This window comes from Methanobacterium veterum (assembly GCF_000745485.1).
Taxonomy (GTDB): domain Archaea; phylum Methanobacteriota; class Methanobacteria; order Methanobacteriales; family Methanobacteriaceae; genus Methanobacterium_D; species Methanobacterium_D veterum.
The window spans coordinates 176862-203756 of record NZ_JQJK01000014.1 but is presented as its reverse complement, the minus strand read 5'-3'; the positions used below and the strand labels follow the sequence as shown (position 1 = coordinate 203756).

The 26895-nt window shown below is 34.4% G+C and carries 22 protein-coding genes; 6 read left to right on the top strand and 16 right to left on the bottom strand.

Annotated features, from left to right (window positions below; all coding sequences use genetic code 11):
- Window positions 1–177 precede the first annotated feature (177 nt).
- The gene (gene metG / locus EJ01_RS06925; RefSeq protein ID WP_048081144.1) at window positions 178–2160 is read right to left on the bottom strand and encodes a methionine--tRNA ligase; all 1983 of its coding nucleotides are present in this window, start codon (window positions 2158–2160) and stop codon (window positions 178–180) included.
- Between the two features lie 355 nt (window positions 2161–2515).
- Here metG and EJ01_RS06920 point away from each other — a divergent pair, with 355 nt between their 5' ends.
- Together EJ01_RS06920 and priS are read left to right on the top strand one after the other, a co-directional pair.
- On the top strand, window positions 2516–3808 hold the full coding sequence (locus tag EJ01_RS06920; RefSeq protein ID WP_245611169.1) for a DNA primase: 1293 nt from the start codon (window positions 2516–2518) through the stop codon (window positions 3806–3808).
- Between the two features lie 48 nt (window positions 3809–3856).
- On the top strand, window positions 3857–4849 hold the full coding sequence (priS, locus tag EJ01_RS06915) for a DNA primase catalytic subunit PriS (protein WP_048081146.1): 993 nt from the start codon (window positions 3857–3859) through the stop codon (window positions 4847–4849).
- A 2-nt stretch (window positions 4850–4851) separates the two neighbouring features.
- On the opposite strand, the gene cca is transcribed toward priS, so the two are convergent.
- From cca to EJ01_RS06885, 6 genes are all read right to left on the bottom strand, one after another.
- A complete protein-coding gene (cca, locus tag EJ01_RS06910) occupies window positions 4852–6246 on the bottom strand; it encodes a CCA tRNA nucleotidyltransferase (protein ID WP_245611168.1) in 1395 nt (464 codons plus the stop codon).
- Window positions 6247–6348: 102 nt separating this feature from the next.
- Complete coding sequence (gene thpR, locus EJ01_RS06905; RefSeq protein ID WP_048081147.1) at window positions 6349–6897, bottom strand: RNA 2',3'-cyclic phosphodiesterase; 549 nt, start codon at window positions 6895–6897, stop codon at window positions 6349–6351.
- Between the two features lie 5 nt (window positions 6898–6902).
- Window positions 6903–7844, bottom strand: coding sequence for an HPr kinase/phosphorylase (locus EJ01_RS06900; protein WP_048081148.1), 942 nt, complete (start codon window positions 7842–7844; stop codon window positions 6903–6905).
- A gap of 137 nt (window positions 7845–7981) precedes the next feature.
- Window positions 7982–9106 (bottom strand): 3-dehydroquinate synthase II, encoded by a 1125-nt coding sequence (locus tag EJ01_RS06895; RefSeq protein ID WP_048081149.1) that lies wholly within the window; start codon window positions 9104–9106, stop codon window positions 7982–7984.
- Window positions 9107–9146: 40 nt separating this feature from the next.
- Complete coding sequence (locus tag EJ01_RS06890) at window positions 9147–9944, bottom strand: 2-amino-3,7-dideoxy-D-threo-hept-6-ulosonate synthase (protein ID WP_048081150.1); 798 nt, start codon at window positions 9942–9944, stop codon at window positions 9147–9149.
- Window positions 9945–9955: 11 nt separating this feature from the next.
- Window positions 9956–10486: a class I SAM-dependent methyltransferase gene (locus EJ01_RS06885; protein WP_048081151.1), complete on the bottom strand. Its 531-nt coding sequence runs from the start codon at window positions 10484–10486 to the stop codon at window positions 9956–9958.
- 420 nt (window positions 10487–10906) lie between these two features.
- Here EJ01_RS06885 and EJ01_RS06880 point away from each other — a divergent pair, with 420 nt between their 5' ends.
- Window positions 10907–11122, top strand: a complete 216-nt coding sequence (locus tag EJ01_RS06880) for a PRC-barrel domain-containing protein (protein WP_048081152.1) — start codon at window positions 10907–10909, stop codon at window positions 11120–11122.
- A 25-nt stretch (window positions 11123–11147) separates the two neighbouring features.
- Here the strand turns inward: EJ01_RS06880 and EJ01_RS06875 are convergent, their stop codons facing one another.
- Window positions 11148–12398 (bottom strand): BaiN/RdsA family NAD(P)/FAD-dependent oxidoreductase, encoded by a 1251-nt coding sequence (locus tag EJ01_RS06875; RefSeq protein WP_048081153.1) that lies wholly within the window; start codon window positions 12396–12398, stop codon window positions 11148–11150.
- Between the two features lie 519 nt (window positions 12399–12917).
- On the opposite strand from EJ01_RS06875, the gene EJ01_RS06870 reads away from it, so the two are divergent.
- A complete protein-coding gene (locus EJ01_RS06870) occupies window positions 12918–15518 on the top strand; it encodes a dolichyl-diphosphooligosaccharide--protein glycosyltransferase subunit STT3 (RefSeq protein WP_245611167.1) in 2601 nt (866 codons plus the stop codon).
- 391 nt (window positions 15519–15909) lie between these two features.
- Here EJ01_RS06870 and EJ01_RS17245 read toward each other — a convergent pair whose 3' ends face one another.
- The 3 genes from EJ01_RS17245 to hisD form a co-directional block, all read right to left on the bottom strand.
- Window positions 15910–16071 carry a hypothetical protein gene (locus EJ01_RS17245; protein ID WP_157203585.1) on the bottom strand — a complete coding sequence of 54 codons (162 nt, stop codon included), beginning with the start codon at window positions 16069–16071 and terminating at the stop codon, window positions 15910–15912.
- A gap of 325 nt (window positions 16072–16396) precedes the next feature.
- Window positions 16397–17716 (bottom strand): aspartate--tRNA(Asn) ligase, encoded by a 1320-nt coding sequence (gene aspS / locus EJ01_RS06865; protein ID WP_048081155.1) that lies wholly within the window; start codon window positions 17714–17716, stop codon window positions 16397–16399.
- A gap of 383 nt (window positions 17717–18099) precedes the next feature.
- A complete protein-coding gene (hisD, locus tag EJ01_RS06860; RefSeq protein ID WP_048081156.1) occupies window positions 18100–19377 on the bottom strand; it encodes a histidinol dehydrogenase in 1278 nt (425 codons plus the stop codon).
- A gap of 969 nt (window positions 19378–20346) precedes the next feature.
- Here hisD and EJ01_RS06855 point away from each other — a divergent pair.
- Both EJ01_RS06855 and EJ01_RS06850 read left to right on the top strand, forming a co-directional pair.
- Complete coding sequence (locus tag EJ01_RS06855; RefSeq protein WP_048081157.1) at window positions 20347–20685, top strand: UPF0058 family protein; 339 nt, start codon at window positions 20347–20349, stop codon at window positions 20683–20685.
- A 108-nt stretch (window positions 20686–20793) separates the two neighbouring features.
- Window positions 20794–22185, top strand: coding sequence for a 2,3-diphosphoglycerate synthetase (locus EJ01_RS06850; RefSeq protein ID WP_048081158.1), 1392 nt, complete (start codon window positions 20794–20796; stop codon window positions 22183–22185).
- Window positions 22186–22261: 76 nt separating this feature from the next.
- Here the strand turns inward: EJ01_RS06850 and rpiA are convergent, their stop codons facing one another.
- From rpiA to EJ01_RS06825, 5 genes are all read right to left on the bottom strand, one after another.
- A complete protein-coding gene (gene rpiA, locus EJ01_RS06845; RefSeq protein WP_048081159.1) occupies window positions 22262–22933 on the bottom strand; it encodes a ribose-5-phosphate isomerase RpiA in 672 nt (223 codons plus the stop codon).
- 126 nt (window positions 22934–23059) lie between these two features.
- Entirely contained in the window at window positions 23060–23488 is a 429-nt protein-coding gene (locus EJ01_RS06840) for a UPF0179 family protein (protein ID WP_048081160.1), read from the bottom strand.
- 366 nt (window positions 23489–23854) lie between these two features.
- Complete coding sequence (locus EJ01_RS06835; protein WP_048081161.1) at window positions 23855–24328, bottom strand: universal stress protein; 474 nt, start codon at window positions 24326–24328, stop codon at window positions 23855–23857.
- 173 nt (window positions 24329–24501) lie between these two features.
- Complete coding sequence (locus EJ01_RS06830; protein WP_048081162.1) at window positions 24502–25293, bottom strand: class I SAM-dependent methyltransferase; 792 nt, start codon at window positions 25291–25293, stop codon at window positions 24502–24504.
- A gap of 56 nt (window positions 25294–25349) precedes the next feature.
- Window positions 25350–26393 (bottom strand): NAD(P)-dependent glycerol-1-phosphate dehydrogenase, encoded by a 1044-nt coding sequence (locus EJ01_RS06825; RefSeq protein ID WP_048081334.1) that lies wholly within the window; start codon window positions 26391–26393, stop codon window positions 25350–25352.
- Window positions 26394–26895 lie beyond the last annotated feature (502 nt).

Below are 26895 nucleotides of genomic sequence, written 5' to 3'. Positions count from 1 at the left end.
TTTATAAAAAAATAGCGCTCGAAAGTCATTTTTCGAGGGCTCAATTATACAAAATTATAAATTTTGCAAGCCGTCGAAAAATCTCTGATTTTTCTGGCATCAAAAATGCTTTGCATTTTTGACAGCTCTCAAAATCTTTGATTTCAGGCGTACAAAATTCGTAGAATTTTGTAAGGTTTATTTTATTTTCTCACCAACATGGGCATCTGCACTTAAAACACTTAAACTGTCCGAAGTTGCAAGTATCATACCTTCCGATTTTATTCCGAATAATTTTGCTGGTTTCAAATTAACTAACACAACAACTTTCTGGCCTTTTATCTCTTCTGGAGCGTATTTTTTAGCAAGGCCTGCGACAACCTGTATTTTTTTCTCACCAGTGTCTACCATTAATTTTAATAAGTTTTCAGAGCCTTCAACACGTTCTGCTCCAATTATTTCAGAAATTCTTAAATCCATTTTTGCAAAATCATCTATACTTATAATGTCTTTCATAGTTTCAGTTTCCTCTAAATTATCATAAAGTGTTTCTTTTTCTTTTTTAATTATGCTATCATCAATTTTAGAAAATAATGGTTTCGGTTTACCAATTTCATGGCCTGCTGGAACAAATTCACCTGCTGTTTTCCAGCTGTTTGTTTCTTCTACATCTAAATTCATAATTTCCATTATTTTAGAAGCTCTGACTGGAATATAAGGAGTTAAAATGACAGAAAGAACTTTTGCAAGCTGGTTGCACAGGTAAATACAATTTGCCGCCTCTTCAGGATTTTCTTTTACAGCTTTCCAGGGTTCCTTGTCATTGAAATATTTGTTACCGAACTTTGCAAGTCTAATTATTTCAATAAGACCTTCTCTGAATTTAAAATGCTCAATATTTTCTGAGACTACATCTGGAATGCCTAATATCCTGTTTTTAAATTCTTCATCGTACTCGTCAAATTTCGACGGTTCCGGTATCTTTCCGTCAAAGAACCTGTTTGTAAATGTAAAAGTTCGGTGTATGAAGTTTCCAAGCACGTCGGCAAGTTCATCATTTACACGGCGCTGGAAGTCATCCCATGAGAAATCAGTATCACGGCCAAGCGGCGCGTTAATAGTCAGGTAATACCTTACTATATCTGAATCAAATTTTTCAAGGAACTGAGAGGCCCATATAACCCAATTTTTACTTGTAGACATTTTTCGGCCTTCAAGCGAAAGATATGCCCCTGCAACAACGTTATCAGGTAGTTTACACCCATAGCCCATAAGTAATGCAGGCCAAAATATAGAGTGGTGGTATATAATATCTTTTCCTATAAAGTGAATTGCTTTATCGTTCCAGTAATCTTCCCACGGCTTATTTTCTCTCCGGCTCCACTGTGCAGCCGACGATATGTATCCAAGGAAAGCTTCACCCCACACATAAATTATTTTGCCTTCAGCATCTTCAAGTGGGACAGGAATTCCCCATTCCATATCCCTTGTAAGTATCCAATCTTTTAAACCTTCTTTTATCCACTGAAAGGCATAGTTTTTAACATTTGGGGGTAATTCATCATTTCCTTCTATCCATTCTCCTAAATCATCTTGGAAATGACTTAACTTAAAGAAGTACTGTTTTGACTCCTTAATTTCAGGAGTAGAACTACATATAAGACATGTTGGTTCTTCAAGCTGAATTGGGTCTAAATGCCTTCCACATGTTTCACAGTGGTCTCCCCTTGCCCCTTCTCCTTTACAGTGGGGACAAATACCTTCTACATACCTGTCAGGTAAAAATCTTTTACATGTGTTACAGTAAGGCTGTTTAATGACCTGTTCATAAATATAACCCTTTTCGTAAAGTTTTAAGAAAAAGTTCTGTGAAATTTCGTAATGAAGGGGATCTGTGGTCCTTGAAAAGTTATCAAAAGAAATATTACATAGCTCAAGGTCATGTTTTATCATTTTATGAAACTTATCTGCAATTTCTTTAGGAGATTTTCCTATTTGCTCTGCCCTAACTGCAATAGGCGTTCCATGTTCGTCGCTTGCACAAACAAACAGGACATCAACATCATTCATCCGATTATAACGTGCGTAGATATCTGCTGGAATATATGTCGATCTCAAATGCCCTAAATGGCAGGGCCCATTTGCATAGGGCAGCGCACTGGTAATAAATACTTTACTCAAATTTGTTCCTCCTTTATTAAAATGAACAACAAAGCCTTTAGACCTTGAAATTCATGATTTAAATTATAATAAGATATAAAAGCCCTTAAAAGCTGAAATAATAATCAATATGTTTTATATAAAATTTCTAAATTTAAATATATATTATTTTTCTATTTTCATATTAATTTAAAATAGAAAAGTCACCTATCTTTTTTTAAGTGGAACCCTTTAAAATATTTATTTACATCACGTGTCATATTTATGTATTCTTATATGAGGGTACTCCTTTTGTGAAATTCATATTACATGGAGGCAGCTATACAGTAACTATTTATAATGAAGAGAATCAGAAAGCATTAATCGTATGATACCAATGTCCTTTATAAATCCTTTATCTGATGAAGGAAAACAAATAGTCAGGGAAGATGGAGGGGATTTAGACAGGATATTTGATGTAAATGATGACATTATAGATGCAGTTAATTCAATTACAGCTCAAGAAATATCCGATGATGCTTATATACCCAAAAGCTATGTTGATCTGGTGATTAAAAGAGTAGAATGGTACGTTGATAAAAAAAGCGATCCCAAATATAATCACAAAAAATATGCTTTCTTATTTTATCCTGAAATAGCAAAATTCGACGTAATTGCATTTTATATCCTTTGTCAGGCCGTTGGGATTAAATACGGCCCTAATTCCAGAGAAAGTCGAGCAGTATCAGAACTGCAGGGACAGATCATTGAAAACAGGCTTGAAGAGCTTTATGAAAGAGACCGGTTAGAAATTGTAGAGAAAATAATGAATACTCTCATTGTTCAGGATAGAATTAAATGGACATCACTGGCTGATCTTTTAAGTTCAAAGAAAATTAGCCTTCAAGATTTAGTTTTAAAAGATGGAAATGTCATATTAGACCAGGAAGATTTCATGGAATACTTTGGGGATGTTGTAAAACTCCAACAGCCTGAAAGAATGTACAACGTGTTCATTGGAAACAGGATTAAGGAACTCATCATGATCAAAATGATCATGCAGAACACTGAAAACTACATAAAAAACGTGCATGAAATTGCAGGGCGTGAAGTAGAACCCAATGCAACCCTCTTAAAGATTGCAGAAGAAGTGGCCGATGCCTTATCCAAAGAAATAAGATATTATGGTGGTGGAGATGGTGGAGGAGACGTTGAAGCTTCGCCGTTAAATGTTGAAAAGTTCCCGCCGTGCATTAGAAAAGCTTTAGATGGGATTAAGTCAGGCGGGAGAAATGAAGTCATTGTCCTGTTTTTAACACCTTTTTTATCTTATGCAAGGTTGTACCCTTCAGTTTTCATGAGAAACACAACTTTAAAGGTGTCTGATGTTGATGCAGACCTCAAAATCACGCAAAATGAAATTTTACCAATGATTTATGACTCCGCAGATAGGTGCAGCCCACCGCTTTTTGATGATCAACCTCAGGAAAAGATTAATATCAATGCAAAACTTGGCTTTGGAATGAATGATAACCTAAACCTTCAACACGAAGGGGAAACAACATGGTACACTCCAATGAGCTGTGAAAAGGTTAAATTAAACATGCCAAATCTATGTAAACCAGATAAGACATGTAAAGGCATAACCAATCCCCTCTCTTATTACAACAGAAAAATGAGGGAGAAATGAATTATTTAATCAGATTATAAAATTAATAATTAAAGAAAGGGTAAACTCATGGAATTTTTTAAACAGGCCACTCCCGAAGAGCGCAGGATATACTACAAAGAAGAATGGGATGTTAATCAGGTCCCTGATTTCATATTGGACCAGCTTGAAAACCGTGAATTTGGATTCGACCACTTTGGAAGAGGTCCCAATGACAGGTACAAAACTTTTAATTCCCCAGAATATCTTAAACGCTTTATGAGATCTAAAACTCCCTTTGCAGCCTACTGTTCAGTTGCTTTTTACGAAAAACCGCGTAAAAGAGATGGATGGATGCAGGCCGAACTTGTTTTTGACGTCGATGCTAAAGACATTCCCATCAGGACATGCAACTGTGATAATGTCTGCGAAATATGCTTAAATGAAGCTAAAGAAATTGTAGGAAACATTATAGATACTTTAAAAAGTGATTTAGGCTTAAAAAATATCCACCTGAGCTATTCTGGTAGAGGATATCATATACGTGTTCTTGATGAGTCTGTTATGGAAATGGATAGTGATGTGAGGTCTCAAATTTTAAAATACGTTGTAGGAGCAGATGTTCCAAATGATAAGTATGAAAGCAGAGACCAAATTTACACCCTCAGACACTATTCTATTCCTTTCGGATATCCAAAGGTATTCACAGACAGAATCAAATATTCAATCCTCCATTTAACTAAAGACTCTAAAATTGAAGGCATCAGTAAAAATTTGCTTAATAAAACCCTTGAAAATAGAAAATTAATGGAAAATGATCAATGGGGACTTTTTTTAAATAAATTAGACCCTAATCACCCAAAAACAGGTGCTAGAAATTATAATAAACTTATAAGCAGCATAGCATCATTGAACATGAGCTTAGTCGATGGAAAAGTTTCAATTGACCTTAAAAGGATTCTCAGGCTCCCTTCATCTTTACATTCTAAGGTCAGCATGAGATGTACTGAAGTTAAAAATATTGAAACATTTGACCCATTTAAGGATGCGGTGCCTAAATTTGTGTGGGAAAGAAATGATTGATTTTATCTCCACAGATAGACATTTTTATTTAGATATTCGTAAAAGAAAAGCAGCATATCTTCACTGCACTTGTCAGACCCCATAAATTCCAGGATATCCACTATTTCATATTCTTTTAAAATCTCGGCCTTGATGTGTTTCCCAAATTTAAGGAAACCTATCTTGTTTTCAACTAAAATATTATCAAGGAAGGGTTTAACCTCTTTATATTTCCTGTCAACTTCTGCAACCCATCGGTTTTCTTCCACGTATGCGTTATTATTGTATTTTTCCATGAACTTGATTTGGTGGCCTTTTGACCAAACAAATGGACCTAAATGTTTTTTAACACGCGGAAGTTTCCATATTTCCATTTCAAGCAGTATGATAACGTTTTGAGATTCATCAGTCCATGAATCTGCATTAAATACTTTGAAATCTTCCCTTTCTAAAACTCCCTTTAAAGAATTTTCAGTCTTTTTAATCTGGGGGTAAAGGGCATCTGCCGGGATTTCAGGCGGTTTGAACCTGATTAAACACGTTTTAGTTTCCCTGCTTTCAAATTCAGTTTTTATTTCATCTTTATTTATTTCAACATATTTATCAAAGAAATATCCTTCTTTTGGATTAGTCAGGAAATTCCGTGATGCAACAATAAATTCAGACATCTTTTGAAGCTTTAAAGCTGCTGCAACATTCCTGTTTTTATCGGTGGGGTCAATAACTACAAGTGGTTCACTGAAAAGCTCACCAGTTCCATACTCTTCAATATCTATTTTATAATTAGGTCTCCATTCATTGCTTGCAGCATTTAAAACATTTAAAAATGAGCCGTAATGAATTATTAGAAGTTCACACAGGTATCCTGAAAATCCGCCGACTTTGAATTCTGCGCTGTAGGTATGGATGGACCCCATGAATTTTTTAAGCAGCAGAACTTCATCCTTCTGTTTTTCTCTCAATTTTGCAAGCACATATTCCGTATGAAGTATAGTCCTATCTACTGCCGATTTAAGTTCTTCAGCACTTTTAATAATATAACAGGGTACAAAATCAATCTCAAATCCTTCAATAAATCCAGTAATATATGGGTGAGACGCATATCTTAGTTCATGCTTTCCATGCATCTCATCGATGCATTTACTCCCTAACTCCAGCCCATATCTTTTTAAATCAGCTTCTGAAGTACTTAGCGGGAATTTCATGAAAATATCAACATCAGCTTTTCCTGAAAGCCATGTACCCTTGGCCACTGAACCTACAAGTGTTGCCTCCGCGTCAATACTGTTCTCTTTTGCAATCCTGTTTATAATATTAATTAACCTGTCTGATAATGACTTTACTTTTTCATTTTCCTCTTGTGTAGGCTTTATTACATTCAGTATGTTGTTAAAATCGATATTTTCCAAAATATTCACCAAATTAAGTTAAATAAATAAAATTAAATATAAATATTAAATTAATTGTAATTTTCATTTAAAATTCTACTAAATTGTAAAATAGTAAAATTTTATAAAAATTTAAAGATCAAACTCATTTACTGTAGTGTAAACAGGCCCTTCAGGTTTAAGCACGCTTTCTTTAAGTAAGAGTTTTTCAATTCTCATTCTTCCAATTTCTACCTCTTTCAATTCATCGATCCTGGATAAAAGGGCATCTTTGTTTTTAGCGCCTCTAACACGGCCCATTGTAAGGTGCGGAACGTAACTTCTCTCTTTTTTAAATCCCATTTTCTGGAAATCTTCATCTAGAGCCATCTGTAACCGTGAAAATGGACCTGAATCTTCCACTCCCAGCCACACTACCCTGATATATCTTGGGTTTGGAAATATACCAACACCCTTAATAGAAAGTTCAAATGGAGAATAATTCTGGACTTTTGTTTCTACTGCACTTACAATTTCCTCGGACTTCTCTTTATCTATCTCACCAAAGAATTTGAATGTAAAATGCAAATTATGGGGTTCCACATACTTTACGGGTGCGTCAGCTTCCTTTAATTGTTCCTGTACTTCAGCTATCTTCTCTTTAAGTTCTTCATCAATTTCTGCAGCTAAAAATGCCCTCATAAAAATCACCTTTCCGCAAGAGCAACTATCCTGTCAAGACTCTCTTGAGGAGTTTCTACTGTGTTCAGCATGTATACATCATTTTGTGTAAATAATTCCTTAAAAAAGTTCACCCTTAAATTAAATTTCCTCGCATCTCTTATCATCTGGTGAGGGTTACAAAAATCCTGCTTTATCATGTAATCCAGAGCTTCATCATGATTTAATTGGCGGAATGGTGGATTTTTCTCATCCCTTTCAAGGAGTACTACTGTTTTAAGTGTTGAAGTTTCTCTAATACGCCCATCAAATAATGTACTCACATCAGCGATTCCTCTACATTTTACATCAAGTTTAACCTTCTTAACTTCCTCTGCAAAAGTTTTCCAGACATCTGCCAGATCATCACGGATATATGAATTTTTTTCTGAAGAATAAATCACTGCAGCATTGCTGAACAAACGGGTAAAGAACCAGTCATCTGAAATGTAGTTGCAGTTTTCATTCTGCAGCAGTCCATAGGTCAAAGTTGTTTTTCCAGTACCCGGAGGTCCAATTATTGCAATAGCATGCCCCATATAGTCCACAGCAGACCCATGAACAGAATATCTTCTGTGTATTGAATGATAATCTTCAAAAAAATCCGATATTACAGCAAGCGCTATACTTTTAATCCAGCCGTAGTAATCACAGTTTCTCACTATGGCTACCTTTGCAGTTGGATCGTACATTACCTGCAGATCTCCCCCATCTTCTATGGAGAATATCTTTGCATGGGGGCGCACATCTTCATTCATAAACCTGAAGTTGTCTTCCCATTCATCTTTAAAGCTTTCATTATCGGTTAAAAGCTTTACACATGCTCCATGAATATTTGCTTTTCTTTCAAACCTTATTTCACTGGCCAGTTCATCAGCCAGCCTATCTTTTGCCTCAGGAGTAATTAATTCAACTTCATAATCCGACATTTTATTCCTCCCATAATCATAAATTTTTTTCATTTAACTATGCAAAAATTTAATGGATTTAAAAAAAAGGAATTCGATGTCTATTTAAGCTTAGAAAGGGATAATCTTCAGTTTATCCCATATCACCTAAGCGCTGTCTATTTTTCAATTATGGTCTCTTCAATGGACATTCCAAAGTGTCTTGCACCTTTATCCAGATAAACCATAACTTTATCGCCTGCTTTAATATCTGCAACCGATACTGGTTCCCCTTCTTCATCTACAAGCCGTATAGTTTCAGCATTTTGAAGCAGTGTCCTTATTTTAACATCTTCATATTCTGCTTCAATAAGCATTAAAGGACGTTTTTCAATTTTAACCCTGCCTACAATAGCAGTTTTGGTGTTACCTTCTTTATCTACAGTTAAAACTTCATCCCCAGTTTCAATTTCTGAAAGGTATCTGGTTCTATTATTTGGAGTCATCACGTATGCATGTACTGGACCTGCATTTACTCTAAAGGGACGTGAAGCTACATATTCACTTTCCATTGATTCACTGTGCACAAGGAACAGTCCCCTGGAATAAGATCCAATGAGCATTCCTTCTCCAACTGACATCATAGAACTGGTATCAACACAGACCCTATCTCCAGAACCTACAGGTTTTACAAGGGTCACTGTAGCAGGTACAAGGTTGTAATGTTCTGATTCAATTTTTTCAATTAACGATGCAACTTTTTTAATTTGAGGTATATCTGAGGTATATAATAGTACTCCATCTGTACCGTGCTCTAATGTCTCAAGAGCAAGTCTTGCTTCCTCGTAATCTGGAACCGCTGCAATTATTTTAACATTTTCTTTTTGCAAGTCTGCTATAATGTTTTCTAAAGGAATAATTTTCCAGTCTTTTCCTACAAGGATCACATAATCTGCAGATCTTCCAGCTTCAGATGCGAGTTCTTCAAGTCTTTTACTTGTAATTTCGATATATGCTGCAACTGTTTTTCCTTTACTTTTCAATTCACCTATAGCTGCCAAATCTTTGGACTCAGATAAACTATCTGGAAGTGGGAGTGTGCCGTCCCCTTCACCTTTTCTACCTACCAGGACTATATCTGCTTCTTCCTTATCTGAGACTATCTTGATGTTTCCCAATTTCTTTATGCTTTCAACGTCATCGAAGTCAACAACGTGGTTTATCCCGGACTCCAGTGCTGTGGTAATGATACCTTTCTTTTCGTCCCAGCTGGGGTATTCTGCCATGATCCATGCAAATTTCATAAATAAACCATCCGTAATCTTAAAATTTAATTTATATTAATTATTTCCCTTCAATTATTTTCAGGGCTTCTTCTACATCCATATTATTGTGAACAATTTCTGCAATAGCCCTTGTAGTTTTTCTAGGTGATTCTGCCTGGAACACATTTCTTCCAATTGCAACACCTGCTCCCCCTACATTTACAGAATCTTTCACCATTTGAAGGAGCTGTTCGTTTGTTTCAACTTTAGGTCCTCCAGCTATTACCACAGGGACAGGACATCCGCCGACAACTTCCCTGAAGGTATCTGGGTTTCCAGTATAATTTGTTTTTATTATATCTGCTCCAAGTTCTGCTCCAGCTCTTGCTGCAAGTTTCACAACATCAACATCGTGTTCGCTGTCGATCTTTTCACCCCTTGGGTACATCATGGCAATAAGAGGCATTCCCCATTCATCACAAATTTCAGAGGTTATTCCAAGTGTCTCGAGCATTTCTGGTTCCATATCAGACCCCACATTTACATGGACAGATACAGCATCAGCACCTATTTTTAAGGCTTTTTCAACTGTTGTGACCAGTACTTTGTGATCTGGGTCAGGGCTTAATGAAGTACTGGCTGATAAATGAATTATAAGACCAATATCGCGTCCGTATCCTCTGTGACCAGTTCCAACCATTCCTTTATGCATTAAAACAGCATTTGCTCCTCCGCTTGCAACCTCATCAATGGTTTCGCACATATTGCCAATACCAGCTACCGGCCCTATGGAAACACCATGATCCATGGGCACTATTACAGTTCTTCCTGTCTTTCTGTTTATTATTCTTTCAATTCTAATCTTTTTACCAATCATTAGATGTCCTCCTACTTAATTTTAGATGACCAGAGTGTAAATTCTTTCAGCCTTGGCGGGACACCATCTTTACCAGATGATTCCAACCAACCATGTTCAGATTTTATCATTTCTTCTGTTTTTGATGAATGTATGAAGTCAAGAAGACCTCTATTTCTTATTATGGTATCTCGAGGTTTTAAACTTGATGCCCATATGAAAAATACCTTGAAAGTTGTATCTGGGTGATATCCCCCTCCAAGGTCTACAGATAATACATCACATGTTTTGATCTTTTTTAAAACATATTCCAGTGTTTCATGAAGCCTTACATCAGCTTTTTTAAATTCCACGTTACTGTATTCCTGGCATAACTTTTCCATGCTTTCTACCGATTCAGGACTATTATCCAGGGCAAAAATTTTGCCTTCTGGTGCAAGTTCAGAGAGAATTTTGGTGGAATTTCCAACATGACACCCAAGTTCCACTACAACATCGTCTGCTTTTATAATATCTTTCAAAGCTTCCCTATAAACTTTAATATCATACACTACTTTTATCATAAAATTCACTGATTACTCTTTACTGTTTATTAATATCTTTAAACCATCCATGTTATGCTTTATCTATGTATAATTCATTATAAACTATCGATCAATTCCATAAAATTCAGGGATTACTCTTTACTGTTAATTAATATCTTCAAATTATCCATGTATGCTTTATATATGTATAATTAACCTGCAAACTATTAATAAATTGCTTTAAACTAAGTTATTAGGTTTTATCTTAGATATATTTAATTAAAGTCAAAAAAAGTTTAATCTTTTGGTTGATTGTGATATATTATACAAAAATAGCAAATAAAAATTATATTTAGAATTTAAAACAAGCAGGTGAATGTTTAAATATTTTAAAGGCCATATTATAAAGGTAAAAAGGCTGTTTTATCTAAATACATATAAAAATGGAGAAAAATTTATATGAAAACTACAGACGTTTTAGGAAAAAAAGTCATTGATAAAAATGCATTTGAAGTTGGAAAAGTTTCTGATTTAGATTTAGATACTGAAAAATGGGCTATAGAAGCAATATACATATCTTCAGGAATTTTAGGATCAGATTTAAGGGTTCCAATTGAAGATGTTGGAAAAATAGGCGACTACGTCACTTTAAAAATTGAAAAGACAGGACAGTAAAAACTGTACTAACTTTATTTTATTTTTAATTATCTAAACTGTTTGCAGCCATCTCACCAGCGAGGTAACCTGTTGAAAAGGCTTCCTGTAGGTTATATCCTCCACTTGGGGCGCAGAAGTCTATAATTTCTCCTGCAAAATAGACACCTTCCATTACCTTTGATTCCATTGTCTGGGGATTGATTTCTTTTCTTGATACTCCCCCGCAGGTAACCATGGCCTTTTCAATGGGGAGCGATCCTGTTACTGTTAAAGGAAATGCCTTGAGCAAGTTTACAACCCCATTTCGTTCCCCTTTTTTAATCTGGTTCACTTTTTTCTTTGGGTCTATATCTAACAGCTCTGCAACTATTGGAATCATCCGGTTAGGCATGAAAAGTTTCATGAGGTTTTTAAACTCAGTTTTGCTCCTGTTTTCAAATTCATCCATTATTTTTTTCTGCAGTTCCTGATCTGTCATTTCAGGCTTAAGATCAATGAAAAGGTTCACTGTTTCATTTTTTTCAAGAATTCGAACTATTTGACTGCTTAAATCTAAAACTAAAGGTCCTGATATTCCAAAATGTGTAAAAATCATGTTTCCAGTGCCTGAAACCAGTTTCCTCTTCCCATACTTAAAAGTAAGCCGTGCATTTTCAATGGATATCCCCTGCAGTTCTTTAACATGAGTTTCAGCGACTTTTAAAGGTACAATTCCGGGCCTGAGCGGTGTAACTTTATGGCCAACTTTCTGGGCGACCTTAAATCCATCTCCGGTAGAACCTGTTGCCGGATATGACATGCCTCCAGTAGCCAGTATAACCTTTTTTGTGGCCATGTAATTATCATTTCCTAGATCCAGACTGAAATAATCTTTTTTCTTTTTAATTCTTACAAGCTGGGTGTTGTAGTTTATTTTAACTTTATTCCGTGATAGGTATTCTTTTAAAACTTTTATAACTGATCTTGATTTGTCTGTAACTGGAAAAACTCTTCCATTTTCTTCAATTTTAAATTTAAGTCCCTTTGCCTCAAAAAATGACATTAATCTCCTGTTAGAAAGAGCAGCAAATGCTGATCTAAAAAAAGCCCCTTTTTTACCGAATTTTTCCATGAATGTATCTAAAGATGCAGTATTTGTAATATTACACCTGCTGCTGCCTGTAATTTTAAGTTTTTCACCTATGGTATCGTTCTTTTCTATTAACATCACATTTTTGCCAAGCTGTCCAGCCCTTATCGCTGCCATCATCCCTGCAGGTCCTGCACCGACTACCACTATATCATAAAGTTTCATAAGATTTCTCCAGTTATTATTTTAAACAAATAAAGTTTGAGTTAAGTTAAAATTATTTTCCACAATATCTGCAATATTTTTTTGCCTGCTTTTCAATCATATATCAACACACCCATAAAACATTTGATGAAAAATTTGATAAAAACACTCCCTAAATTTAAATTTAGAAATACGAGTTGTTAATGTATCCATATCGTTTGAAAATTATGGCAAATCGTGTAATTATAACTGCAAATGTGGGAATATACTACAAATAAATTATTTATACTTAAATATTAATAATATCGTCTTTTTAGAATAATAATGCTAAAATTAATATGATTTTGATTTTAAATTCAAAATAGAATTTATTTAAATATTTTTTATACTTTATCTCTCTTTTAATTAGTTTTTTATATTGTGAAGAATACATCTTCAATTAAATTTTAATACTATCATAACATATTATGGTCAAATTTTGGCATCATCTTATATAATATGAAAATAAATCACTAATTCATTGGATTGATGTTTTGCACCATGGGTAACACCAATATCCATGTACATATGACTCAACCGTATTGCAATACCCCTAAAACTACAGTACCAAATGGATACGTAGTATATTACAAATCATGCATCGATATCAATGCTTTGACGAGTAGCCGTATTGTAATATCAATTGAACTAATTAAACTTATGAGGATCAACATGAATACAAAAATACTATTATCTAAAGCTAAACCTATAATAATCATAGTTTTATTGTTTATTCTGGCATTTAGCCTAAGGGCTGATGCAGTTAATATAAATGGAGTGCCTCAAAATTATACTTCATTATTTGAAGATTCCAACGGGCTCCCATACTTCAGTGAAATGGACTCCTACTACAACTACAGGATGACCCAAGATTATCTTGACCATGGTTATTTAGGGGATACCGTAATAAATGGTACCAATTGGGACCTGCATTCTGCCTACCCCGACGGCAGATCAGCGACATCCAACGTGTTAATTGTTTATGTCACTGCATTTGCCTATAAACTGGCGAATTTATTTGGAAATGTACCCCTAAACGAAGTTTGTATATGGGTAGCTCCATTTATAGCTTCACTTGCAGTTATTCCAGCTTACCTCTTCGTGAGAAGATTAAGCAATGATTATGGAGGAATAGCTGCGGGAATTTTAGTTGGTCTAGCACCCGCATATTTCATGCACACATTTGCCGGATTCTTTGATACAGACATGTTTAACATGATCTTCCCAATTATGATCGTGGGATTCTTCATCATGAGCATTCTTACAAAAGAAATCAAGACCAGATCAATTTATGCAGTCTTATCCGCCATTTCTTTGCTTGTTTATTCCATAGCATGGGAAGGCTGGTGGTACCTGTTTTACCTGATAATTGGTGTGGCAGTCTTGTATATTTTAGTTTCAAACTATCTATTAAAAATGAAGACCATTAAACCATTTAAAGAATATCCTGACAAAGTTAAATGGCTTATGGACCAGCGTGCGCTCTTTGCACTGGTTGTGTTTGTAGTTTTAGGCTCTATTTTAATGAGCATTTACTGGGGACCTTCAGGATTTATAAACTCTTTAACTGGGTCTATTAGTTTTTCACAGTTACAAGCTACTGTCACAGGTTCTTCTTACCCAAATATCTACGTATCAGTTGGAGAACTCCATTTACCGGACATATCTTCAGTTGTAAGTGAAGTTGGAGGAATTGTACCATTTGTGCTTGGTATTTTAGTTGTTCCACTGCTAATATGGAAATTAAAACCAGAAGGAACTAAAAAAGAAAATAATGATGTGCAGAATGTACCAAAGAGGAAAAGTAAGCCTAGAAGAAAAGCCAAAAAAACTAAAGCAGAAGTTACTCAAAAAGAAGTTAAAAAAAGCAGTATCATTACAGATCCTCAGATACTGGAAACCAAGAAGAATTACTTATTATACGCAGTTTTATTTGCAGTATGGCTCGTAGGTACTGGCCTTATGTTAAAACAAGGGTCAAGATTCATTGAACAATTCTCTCTCCCAATAGCATTAGGAGCAGGGTTATTTGTAGGTTTAATGATACCTTACATTAAAAAACATATACAGAATGTTAAATACTGCACACTGGCAGTTATAATTGTAATTGCAGCTGTAGCATATTCCCCCGTATATGGGGCATACACCACAGCAAATTCTGTAGTTCCGGGTACAGACGATTCTATGTACAATTCATTAACATGGATTGGAAACAACACATCAAATAATACAGTCTTAACTTCATGGTGGGACTTTGGACACATGTTTACAGCAATTGCAAATAGACCTGTAACAGCTGATGGTGGATCTCAAAACACGCCGCGTTCATATTGGGTTGGAAAGGCGTTAACGACAAGTAATGAAAACCTGTCTGTAGGAATACTCAGGATGCTGACTTCAAGCGGTGATAAAGGTTATTCGACTGTTGAAAATTATACAGGAAATACAAGTAAAAGTGTAGAGATACTGGATAAAATTTTACCAGTTGACAAAAGCGCTGCCCAAACCATACTGACAAGCCAGTACAATTTCACTACAGAGCAGGCACAAAATGTGTTACAGTACACACACCCAGATAATCCAGCCCCACACGAGCTTATATTAAGTACCGATATGATCAATAAAGCAGGCGTGTGGTCCTACTTTGGAAACTGGAACTTCCAAAACAACACTGGACAGGGTTACAGCTACGCTGCAGGACAGGGAGTTACCCAGCAGGTTAACGGTACGACCGTTGTTGGAACTGCACTTTCATCCACAGCCGCTATTGTTGCACAGATAAATGGAACCAAAATAGCTGCAGGTCTCCAGTACCAGCAGAACAATCAGACCCAAATAATGGAACCTCACAAGTTAATTGTGGTCGAAAACGGCAGCGTAAAACTGAACCAGGTAGTTTCCAATGACAGTCAGTTCAGTATACTCCTTATAAACCAGAATAACACCTACATCATGGTGGTAATGAACAAAGAACTGGAAGATTCCATGTTCACAAAGATGTTCTTTGAAAATGGTGCAGGTTTAAGCCAGTTTAAACTTGTACATTCAGAAGGAGGAGCACTGGACCCATACGGAACCCAGGTTTGGAACGTAAGTTCATAGATTCCACTCGGAATCTAATTTACTTTTTTTATTTATTTTGAATTTCTATATGTCTCAACTAATTTTCTTAAAACAGTTTTCAGACTAGTTCAAGTATATGAATCAGCCGTTTATTTTACAGCACATTTTTGATGGCGACATATTGAAAATCAAGTTTATATTCAAAAATAGCCGATTCTTTAAGTAATATACTCTTATTCTAGATAGATACAATTTATTGATAATATACTAATATGGCCCAATTCGATCTATCTTCTGTAATAATAGGAAGCGTGACAGGAGGTTTTTTTCTCGCTTTTCTCAACTTATGTTAACCTTTCATGATTTGGAATACTCTTATCCAACTTTGTAGCTCGATTGGTTGCAGTATCTGTAAGTGAAGTAAAGAAGATTATATTATAATTGGAGGGGTAAGCGGGATTTTTTCAAGCTTAATAATATTAATAATCTCATTTTCATTGCCATTTACCCAGTTTAGATTCAGTAATTTGGGTATTTTTGAATTTATATCTGTTGCCATATCTATAAACGGGAAAAGGTTTATTCCAGGCATGATTGGAGGATATATCTCTAAAAAATTGAATAGTTAAAAATTTTAAATTATTCCACCTTAATTCATTACTGCTTCAACCTACTGCTTGAGCCGCCAGCGGCAGCCGGCGGCGTTATGGATAAAAATGTAGAAAAGTAATTAATGTTTAGAAAATAAAATTTTTCTAGTTATATCTGTGAGTTTTAAAATAGAATATAATTTAAAATAGAGATTAATGTAATTTAGTAGATTTATATGTCACAAATTTAATTTTACAAAAAGTAAGCGTATTCAAATTCAATAAATAATTAGAAAAATTCGGAATAAAAAAGAATGAAAAAGTTGGTTAAGGGGTTAACCTTCGCCTATCCCTTGGGAATAAAACAGTTTCCCTTACGTTTTTAACTCCAGTGATACACATTGTAAACCTTTCAGCACCTAATCCCCAACCAGCATGTGGTGGCATTCCATATTCAAATGCTGCAAGGTACCTTTCAAATGAAGCTGGATTTAAACCCTGTTTTTTAATCCTTTCAACTAAAACATCATGCTTGTGGAGCCTCTGGGCACCAGATGATATTTCAAGGTCTTTATACATCAGGTCAAATGCACAGCTTTTTTCTGGGTTTTCGCTGTCAGGCATCACATAAAATGGTTTTATATCAGTTGGCCATCCAGTTATGAAGTAGTAGTCATCCATTTTTTCTCCAATAGCTTTTTCAGCTGCTCGAGATAGGTCTTCACCATACTTCATGCTGACGCCTTCCGAATTTACGATGTCAACAACATCATCATAATCGACCCTTTCAAATGGAGCTTCTGGTACCTCCAGATCTACCCCTAAAATTTTAAGTTCATCTTCGCACTGCTCGCTTACATTTTTAATGGCTGTGCGTACAAGTCCTTCCAGAACGTTCATCATATCCTCATGATTGCAGAAAGAAGCTTCTGCATCTATGGAAATCGCTTCATTTAAATGCCTTAAAGTATCGTGTTCTTCAGCCCTAAATATCTGTGCTATTTCGTATACTTTGTCCAGTCCAGAAGCCATCATCATCTGTTTATAAAGTTGAGGGCTTTGACTGAGGAATGCCTCTCTTTCAAAGTATGTAATTGGGAAAAGTTCTGTTCCTCCTTCAGTTGCAGATGCACCAAGTTTTGGAGTGTTTATTTCTATAAATTCCCCTTCTTCAAAGAAAGACCTGACAGAATGAAGCATTCTGCTTTTTATTTTAAATATAGCACTTACAGATGCTCTCCTGAGATCTACATATCTTGAATCAAGACGTGTATCTATTTCTGCATGTACTTTTTCTGTTGTGTCCAGTGGAAGAGGTAATTTAGATTCGTTGAGTAGTTTAACTTCAGCAGGGATAATTTCAAAGCCGCCTGGTGCTTTTGAAGAATCCTGCACAGTTCCCTTAACTGCTATTACTGATTCTCTCCTTAATTTTCTTATCTCCTCAAGTAGTTCCTTTGTAATTTTTTTACTTGGGGCAGTAATCTGAATAAGTCCATCTCTATCTCTTAGGAGGACAAATATTATTCCTCCAAGGTCTCTTATTTCATGAATCCAGCCCATAACTGTAACTTCTTCTCCGCTTAGTTCAGGGCTTATTCTTTTTGAATAATGAGTTCTTCTCCAATCTCCCAATGAGTCTGTCAAGTAATTCACCTCTAAAATAGTTAAATAATCAATAATTTTATTGAACGTGTCTGTAAATTTGTAATCCCTCTTTAGGAATCTATCATGGTTACATTAGTAAAATGATAATTTACATGAAATTTAATGGTTTAATCGCTTTTAATGATTCTGTATGGGTAATGGCTGCATTATCAAGCCACTAAAAATATTCATTCCAATATTTAATATTCAATTTTTCATTTAGCTTTAATGATTTTTTATAAGCAATATCTTCATTACCTGAAACCACTAAAAACATTCGTTTTTTTTTTCAATATTCGATGTTCAATCCTCACTTAACCGCTTTAATGATTCCACATGGGCAATACCTATACCTAAAACCACCAAAACACTATTTTCAATACTCAATCCTCACCTAATCTCTTTTTAAATGATTCAGCATGGGCAAAAAGTCCTTCATGTTCTGCAAGGGTTATAACAACATCCTTTAAGTTGCGGACCCCTTCCTTTGAAAGCCGCTGTACTGTCGGTTTTTTAATAAATGAATCCACCGAAAGCCCAGAATACATTCTTGCACATTTTGAAGTTGGAAGAACATGATTTGTTCCAGAGCCATAGTCCCCAGCTGCAACTGGAGTTAACTCTCCTAAAAATATAGAACCTGCATTTTTGATGTCCTTTAGGACATCCTCAGGGTCTTCTGTCATAATAATCAGGTGTTCTGGAGCATAATCGTTTGCAAACTCCACAGCTTCACTTAGAGAATCAGCAATTATTATTTTACCATACTTTTCAAGGGATTCCTCTATTATTTTACTTCTCTGCATATATTTAATTTTTTCTAAAATATTAGCATTTACCTTACTTGCAATATTTTCTGATGTTGTAACAAGTGCACATGCCGCGTTAGGATCGTGTTCAGCTTGAGCCATCATATCATAAGCAATAAATTCTGCATTAGCGGTTTCATCAGCTATTATAAGCACTTCTGATGGTCCTGCAGGGAAATCTATGTCTACATCACCATATACTAATTTTTTTGCAGCTGTAACAAATATATTTCCAGGACCTACTATCTTATCAACTTTAGGAACGCTTAGAGTACCAAATGCCATGGCAGCTATGGATTGAGCCCCACCTATTTTATAAATTTCATCTGCACCGGCTATATCTGCTGCAACAAGTACAGCCTCATTTACACTGCCGTCAGGCATTGGAGGTGTACAGCAGATTACCTTATTAACACCTGCAATTTTTGCAGGAATGATTGTCATTAAAACTGATGAAGGGTAAACAGCACGTCCCCCGGGAACGTAACAACCTACAATTTCAATTGGTCGAATTATCTGGCCTGCAGTAATTCCATTATCAACTTCTTCAAACCATTCTTCTGGAATTTGGGATTTATGAAATTTTTTAATGTTTTTAGCAGCCTTTTTTAATGCATCTACTATCTTAGCATCTACTTTGTCGTAACTCTCTTTGATTTCCGCTTCACTGACTTTAAGATCATCTAATTTGACGTTATCAAACTTTTCAGTATAAAATTTTAAAGAGCTATCCCCGTCCTTCCGGACATTATGAAGTATGTCGCTTACAATTTCAATCACGCTTTCTGCATCGATTTGCGAGCGATTGATGAGTTTATTTTTCTCTGCGCTTTTAAGTTTCACTATCTCCATCCTATCACAAACTTAGTTTGTTAAATTGAATTTAAATATTTGACTAAAGAGGACTATTTTAATCTACTCATTTAAAATATTTTAGAATAATTAATCAAAAGTAAAGATATAACACTAAAAATGACTATTAAATATCGGCCGTTAAAGAGAATACTTCCTAAAGCTAATAAAATTAAATATAAATAGATAAAAACTTTCTATTCAAAGTAAAATAAGTGTTAAACTGTTAATTTAAAAATTCACTCTATGAAATAGTTAAACTATAATAAGGAAAAAAATGCAGTTTGCGTCATTAAAATATAACTATATTATTTACACAACTCAAGGATAGGAGTATAATAACTAAAGTACAATCTATTATTTTTTAAATATTATCTGGAAACCCTTAGCGACAGATATATTCTGTAAAATAGAGTACCTTCGACTTTATATAGCCATACAAAGCAGAGAAATTGGCATATATTTTCCAATAGCTGCTCTCACTTTTATGATTTTTACTTTAATTTTGAAATTATTTTTATTTCATAATATACATAAATATATTGATTACTTAAATAATGATTACAATGTTAAATTTATAAATAATAATAAAAATTAACTCTTTGTTTACAAAAATAAACATTTAACCTCATCTTTGTGATTATACATAAATACACAGCTGTGAATAATTTAAAATGTGATGGTGAAATTTGTCACAATAAAACTAACATTAAATAATAGTAAAATCAACTTATTATAAAAAATATCTAATCAAACTTACAATATCTCCAATATAATACAATTTATTTTTAAAATACTTTTAGAAATAAATTCACATAACAACCAAAAGTTTATCCATCATCATATTAAGAATATAATAAAAGAATTATTAAACGAAGTTTTTATCATTTCTTTTCTCATATTGCACAACACAATCTATAAATAACATGTCATTAAATTTCAAGAGTGATAAAGGAGGGGCTCGTAATAATGTATAAAGACGAACTTATACAACTGCATCAGTTTTTGGTATATGTTTTAAAAAGTTTAGAAGATGAAAACGAAGTTAAAGAGGAATGCGAGGAATATTTCCGCCTTAACATAAGTCCACACCACATCCACCGAACAAAAGCAGAACACAAATATGCAATTTTTGTATTATCTGAATCTATTTCTGAATTAATAGCTAAAAAAAATAATAGTGCAGCACCATCAAATATTGCAAATGGTTTATCCGAACTAGCAAAGAGGTCCAAAAAAGAGTTAATTCGGATGCATGAAGACAATGCACTTAAATATCAGAAAGACAAGAAAATGGAAATGATTTAGTTTATACTGCTATATTCTATAAAATTATTTAGTTCACTGCCTTAAACTAAAATTATTTAACCTCGTAAACTCAAAAATACCTAATATAAATTAAAAGTAGGTATATCCATGAAAGGTTTAAGGAAGATGATATGTTTAGTGGATGGTGAACATTATTTACCTGTTACAAAGTCTGCTCTAGATTTACTAGATAGTTTGGAGCACAATGAAATTGTTGCTGTTATTTTTATTGGCGGAACTGAAAAATTAAGGGAAGCCTCTGAAGAAGGAATCTCTGAAAAGTTAGAAAGACCTGTTCATTTTGGTGAGGATCATCACAAAATTCCCTATAAATTAATAGGGGAAATGATCGAAAAATATGATGCTGACGTTGTTATGGATTTAAGTGATGAACCAATAGTTGATTATTCAAAACGTTTTAAACTTGCAACTGTTGCACTTGAGAGAGGGATTCCATACGAAGGGCCTGATTTTAAATTTGACCCCATTACTGAGCATGAAGTTTTAAAAAAACCATCGCTTAAAATACTGGGCACTGGTAAAAGAATCGGTAAAACCGCAGTTTCAGCATATGCCGCTCGATTAATCCATAATAGAAAATATAACCCATGTATCGTTGCTATGGGTAGAGGTGGGCCAGAAAAACCTGAAATTGTTCGCGGTGATTTAATAAAGATAACTCCCGAGTATCTAATGGAACAATCAGACAAAGGGGTGCACGCTGCTTCTGATCACTGGGAAGATGCCCTTATGAGCCGAATTTTAACCATCGGATGTAGAAGATGCGGCGGCGGAATGGTTGGTGATGTTTTTATAACCAACATGAAAAGGGGTGCAGAACTTGCAAATGATGTTGATGCTGATTTTGTAATAATGGAAGGAAGTGGAGCTGCCATACCCCCTATTAAAACCAACCGACATATTGTATTAGTAGGTGCCAATCAACCAATTCAAAACCTGGAAGAATACTTTGGGCCATTTAGGATAAAATTAGCAGATTTAGTAATCATCACCATGTGTGAAGAACCAATGTCCAGCCCTGAGAAGGTTAAAAGAATTGAAAAACTCATAAAAGATATTAATCCCGAGGCTGAAATTATCTCAACTGTTTTTAGGCCAAAGCCTCTGGAAGATATAACGGATAAAAACATTCTTTTTGCTACAACCGCTCCTGATTCCATAAAGGATGTGCTGGTAACTTATCTTGAAGAAAATTACGGCTGTAAAGTGGTAGGAACTACTTCCCACCTTTCAAACAGGCCGTTGCTGCAAAAAGATATTGAAAAATACATAGATGAAGCAGACATAATGCTCACCGAACTTAAAGCTGCAGCGGTAGATGTTGCAACAAAAGACGCCCTTAACGCAGGATTAGGTGTTGTATACTGTGATAATATACCTATGGTCTGCGGAGGGGAATCAGAACAGAAAGAGCTTCAAGAAGCCATCATAAATGTGGTAGAAAAATCAATTGCTGATTCTAAAGCAGAAGGTGAATAGAGTATTCTATTCCCTTTTTTTATTTTAAAGATCTAAAAATTAAGTAGTTATAAAGTTAAAAATAGAAAAAAGGATTTTATTTTTTCAGTGACTTGATCCCTTCAGATGATCCTACAAGAACTTCATCTGCAACTTCAGTAAATATTCCATTTTCTACAACTCCGGGGATATAATTGAGTTCTTTTTCTAGATATGCAGGATCTTCAATATTATCAAATTTAACATCAAGTACAAAATTACCGTTATCTGTTATAACCGGCCCGCCTTTTCTTTGACCCATTCGCAGAGCAGGAACTCCTCCAAACTGTTTTACATGATCACTGACTGTTCTGCAGGCTTGAGGAATAACTTCGACAGGTACTGGGAATGCTCCAAGTTTATCAACTACTTTTGAGTCATCTACAATAACTATGAATTTAGCTGCAGCGCTGTCAACGATTTTTTCCATTGTATGGGCTGCTCCACCGCCTTTTATTAGGTTTAAACTGCTGTCAACTTCATCTGCACCGTCAACTGCAATGTCAATTGAATGTTCTTCAAGGGTAGTTACAGGGATTCCATTTTCCTTTGCAAGTAAAAAAGACTGGTATGATGTTGGAATACCTAATATTTCAAGTTCTTCCTCTATGATCCTTTTTCCAAGCTTCTCTATAAAAAAGAGAGTAGTGGATCCAGTTCCAAGTCCCACTATATTTCCATCTTCAACTAATTTTGCAGCAGCATATCCTACATTTCGTTTAAGTTCCATAATTAGACCTCAATTAATAAATTTATAGTAATTTTTTAAATTATATTCAATTTTAAAAACGTATTTATAAGTTATCTAAATTAAATATATAAAATATTAGATTATTTGAAAAATATAAAAGCAAATTTATTTTAAAAGCACTAAACTAAGCTTTAATCCATTTATACATTCATTAGCAGGTTTTCCAATGGATTTAATTATTTTACACTTATCTCCCACATATAAACCTTCTGGAAAACATAATTCCCTCATTGTACATTCTTTATCACATTCAGGAAATTCAAATGTAAGTATAGACCCTTCAAATGCTTTTTTAGTATCGACAAGTGCTTCAATATCTGCTCTTTCCACTTCAACAACTTTAACTTTTCCACTATCATGTACAGGACAAGGATGTTCTGTGTCTTTTACCTCCGTTACTACATACATTCTTCCTTCTTCTAAAGAATCAATGCATGTACTTTTAAATCTACACGCTTCACATTCTGCAGAAGCTCCATAATGCATGAATTTAAGCCCCTCTTCTGCAAGAGTTTTTCCAATGAGCGTTATCATAATTTGTCTCCTTTAAATGGTGTTTTATATAATTAGTTCAATTATATCAGATATTATCCAATATTTTCATTTGTATGCTGCATAATATAGAAAACAGCAGCTATTTAATTTTTAAAATGGCATTTTACATGAAATTAAATTAAATAGTATTACCATTTTTAATGTTCTACGGTTATATAAAAACATTAGGTATATGAATATAAATAGTTATCATCTGAAATTTCTTATTACATAACTGTCTAATCCTTTAAAAAATAAATTAAAATTATCCTAACTCGATTTAACAAATATTAAGAACTATTCTCAAGATTCAAAAGAATTTTCATAATTTTTGAATAAAATAGTTCATTGTGGTCTTTAATTATATTATGGAACTACAACAACTGGAACTTTTGCTGATCTCAGTACCCTATCTGTAGTACTTCCAAATAAAGTTCGATTTAGACCCTCAAAAGTCGACGATTTTTGACAGCCGTGCTTACCAGTAGAACCCATAAATACTACATCAATGTTTTCCAGCCGGATAGCATCAAGAATTTCTTCATATGGTTTTCCACCAGTGACTTCAGTTTTTAATTTGACCCCTTTACATAAACCTTCACATTGACTTTCTTCCAGCTTTTTCCTAAAACGTTCTACTACCTTTTCTCCTTCCTTCTGTAAACTATCATATAATTCCCCTCTAAAATTTGGCAGATATGCGGACCTCAAGAAATAAGTGTCAACAACATATAAAACAACAATATCAGCACCACTTACATTGGAAGTCCATATTGCGTGTCCTCCTGCCCTTTCTGCACATTCCGATCCATCTATTGGCAGTAATATTTTCTTGTACATACACTGACCCCTAATTTTATATTAATATTATATTACTTTCAGTATAAAAATTAATATCACACAAATTTCAAAATGATACTTTTTTAGGAACGCCAAAAAGGCAAATAAACTTAGAAAATAGTTAATAAAAATTTAAACAATTAGAAATATTAAATTATTATAAATAAAAGAAATTAATATGGATTTTTAGCTATAAACATGCCTGATTTTTTCTCAATTTGGATTTTACCATTTTCACTTAAAATATTTGTAACATAGTCCTCAAAATCAATTATTTTATCACCATTTATAACATTTTTAACCCTTGTAAATGAAAGAACATAGTTTACTAAAGGTTCAGCTTCGGTTACTTCCAGACCATCTTCATATTTTACGAGCTTTATATCCCCAAAAGATTCACTTAACTGTTTTTCTCCATTTTCAAGACCAAATGCACGTGCAACTGGTTCCAATGAACAGTTAGCGTTTTTATCATAATTAGTTACCAGATCACTCAATTCTTTCATATAATTTAGGCCAAAAGTAGTTGCATAAAGCACACCATCACTCTTTAAAACTCTGCTAATTTCAGATATTGCTTTTTTCCTGTCAGGAACATGGTAAAGCATAAGGTTTGCAATAACCACATCAAATGAATTATCTGGGTGTGGAATCTGCTCTGCATCTATTACCTCATATTCGAACCTTTCTGCAGCACCACCAAAAGCGAGTTTAGCATCATCAAGCATCCCTTCTGAAAAATCAGAAAGTAGGATTTGTGCATCTTCAGGTATATTCTGTAGGTTTGATTTCCATAAGATTCCATTTCCACATCCAAGCTCAAGTACTCTAGCGTCTTTTTTAAATTGAATCTGATCAAATAACCATAATGTCCATTTATAGGGGTTTGTCCCAAATCGCCTGTTTAATTCAACCCTTGCCATAAAATTACTTGAATCTGAATACTGTTTTAAAAGTGAGGTCATTTTAATTACTCCAATGTTCATTAATGATTGAAATTTAACCATTTGAGCCAGGGATTTTATATTACGCCAGTTGCAGTTGCAAGTTCTTCAGCAGCTTCTTTTGTAAGCCCTCTATCTCCCAAAATAGTATACCTTTCCCTTCTAATTGTATGGGCCATAGTTAATGCCTCAATAATATATTCTGGATCTAATTTTAGCTCACGTGCAGTTGTTGGAGCTTTTATAGTCCTCAAAGTGTCCCTTATATATTTCCAATCCCCACCATGGAGATACATCATCATTATAGTACCTATACCACACTGTTCCCCATGTAATGCTGGTTTAGGTGCAACAATATCTAAAGCATGGCTGAACTTGTGTTCAGATCCACTTGCAGGCCTGCTTGTCCCTGCAATACTTATAGCCATTCCGCTGCTTATGAGCGCCTTAACAACAAGAGCAGCACTTTCTACATGGCCCTCTTTTATTGCATCGGAAGCTTCTAAAGTCATTTTAGCTGTCATAAGTGATAATGCAGATGCTGAATCACTGTAATATTCATTTAATAGCCTGTAAGATAATTTCCAATCTAATACTGCAGTGTAATTTGATACTATATCTCCACATCCGGCTGCAAGAAGCCTAAATGGGGCCTGGCTTATAATTTCTGTATCTGCAATAACACCAATTGGTGATTGGGCTTCAAGAGATACTGATCCTTTTTCATTCTTTATAGAAGCTCTTGGTGAAGCAATTCCATCGTGAGAAGCTGCAGTTGGGGCACTTATAAATTGAATGTTATTTCGAGTTGCCGCCAGTTTTGCAACATCTATTACCCTACCTCCACCAATTCCTAAGACCACAGATACATCTTTTGATGCATCTTGAACTTCTAAAACAGCTGATTTTGATGCATTATCAATTATAAAAGTTTCAACATCGAAATCTTCATTTTGAAGGCTTTCTATAGCCTTTTCTCCAGCTATCTTGAGGGTATTTGGCCCGCTTACCACCAGAACTTTATCTTTAAACATGAGATCCTTACAAATAGAACCTGTTTCTTCAATTACTCCTTCGCCCGTATGAATTTCTCGTGGTAGTTGGATTTTCCTAAAGTCCATATTATCGTCCTTATAATATTCATTCATTGTATCGCAAATTTATTGTTTTAAAACTATATCTTTTTCTATTTTGAAAACTTTTTTAAGTGGCTAAATCATTAAATTAACTTAATTTACAGAAAATTATATAACTAATTCAAAAAGTTATATAAATCTTAAATTATAAGTCTGGAACTTTAAAAAATACCTTTAAAATAGGCAAATATATAAAGGAATATTAAAAAATAAATTAAATGATTGACGATCTTTATAAGCAAATAACTATTTTTTGCTTGCAGAACGTGCACTGAAAAAAGCAAAAACATGCTTCAGAGGTGCTGACTCAAATACAAACTATTTTTGAGTACTCGCAAAAATCTAAGATTTTTGTACACCAAACATTCCTTGTTTGAGTGTTTAACAGCGCCGTTACAATATTTAAACTAATAAACCAGGAGTGAATGAAATGGCAAAAGTAAAAGGAACTAACGTTAGAACAAGACAAAAAAGTCATTATAAAAAA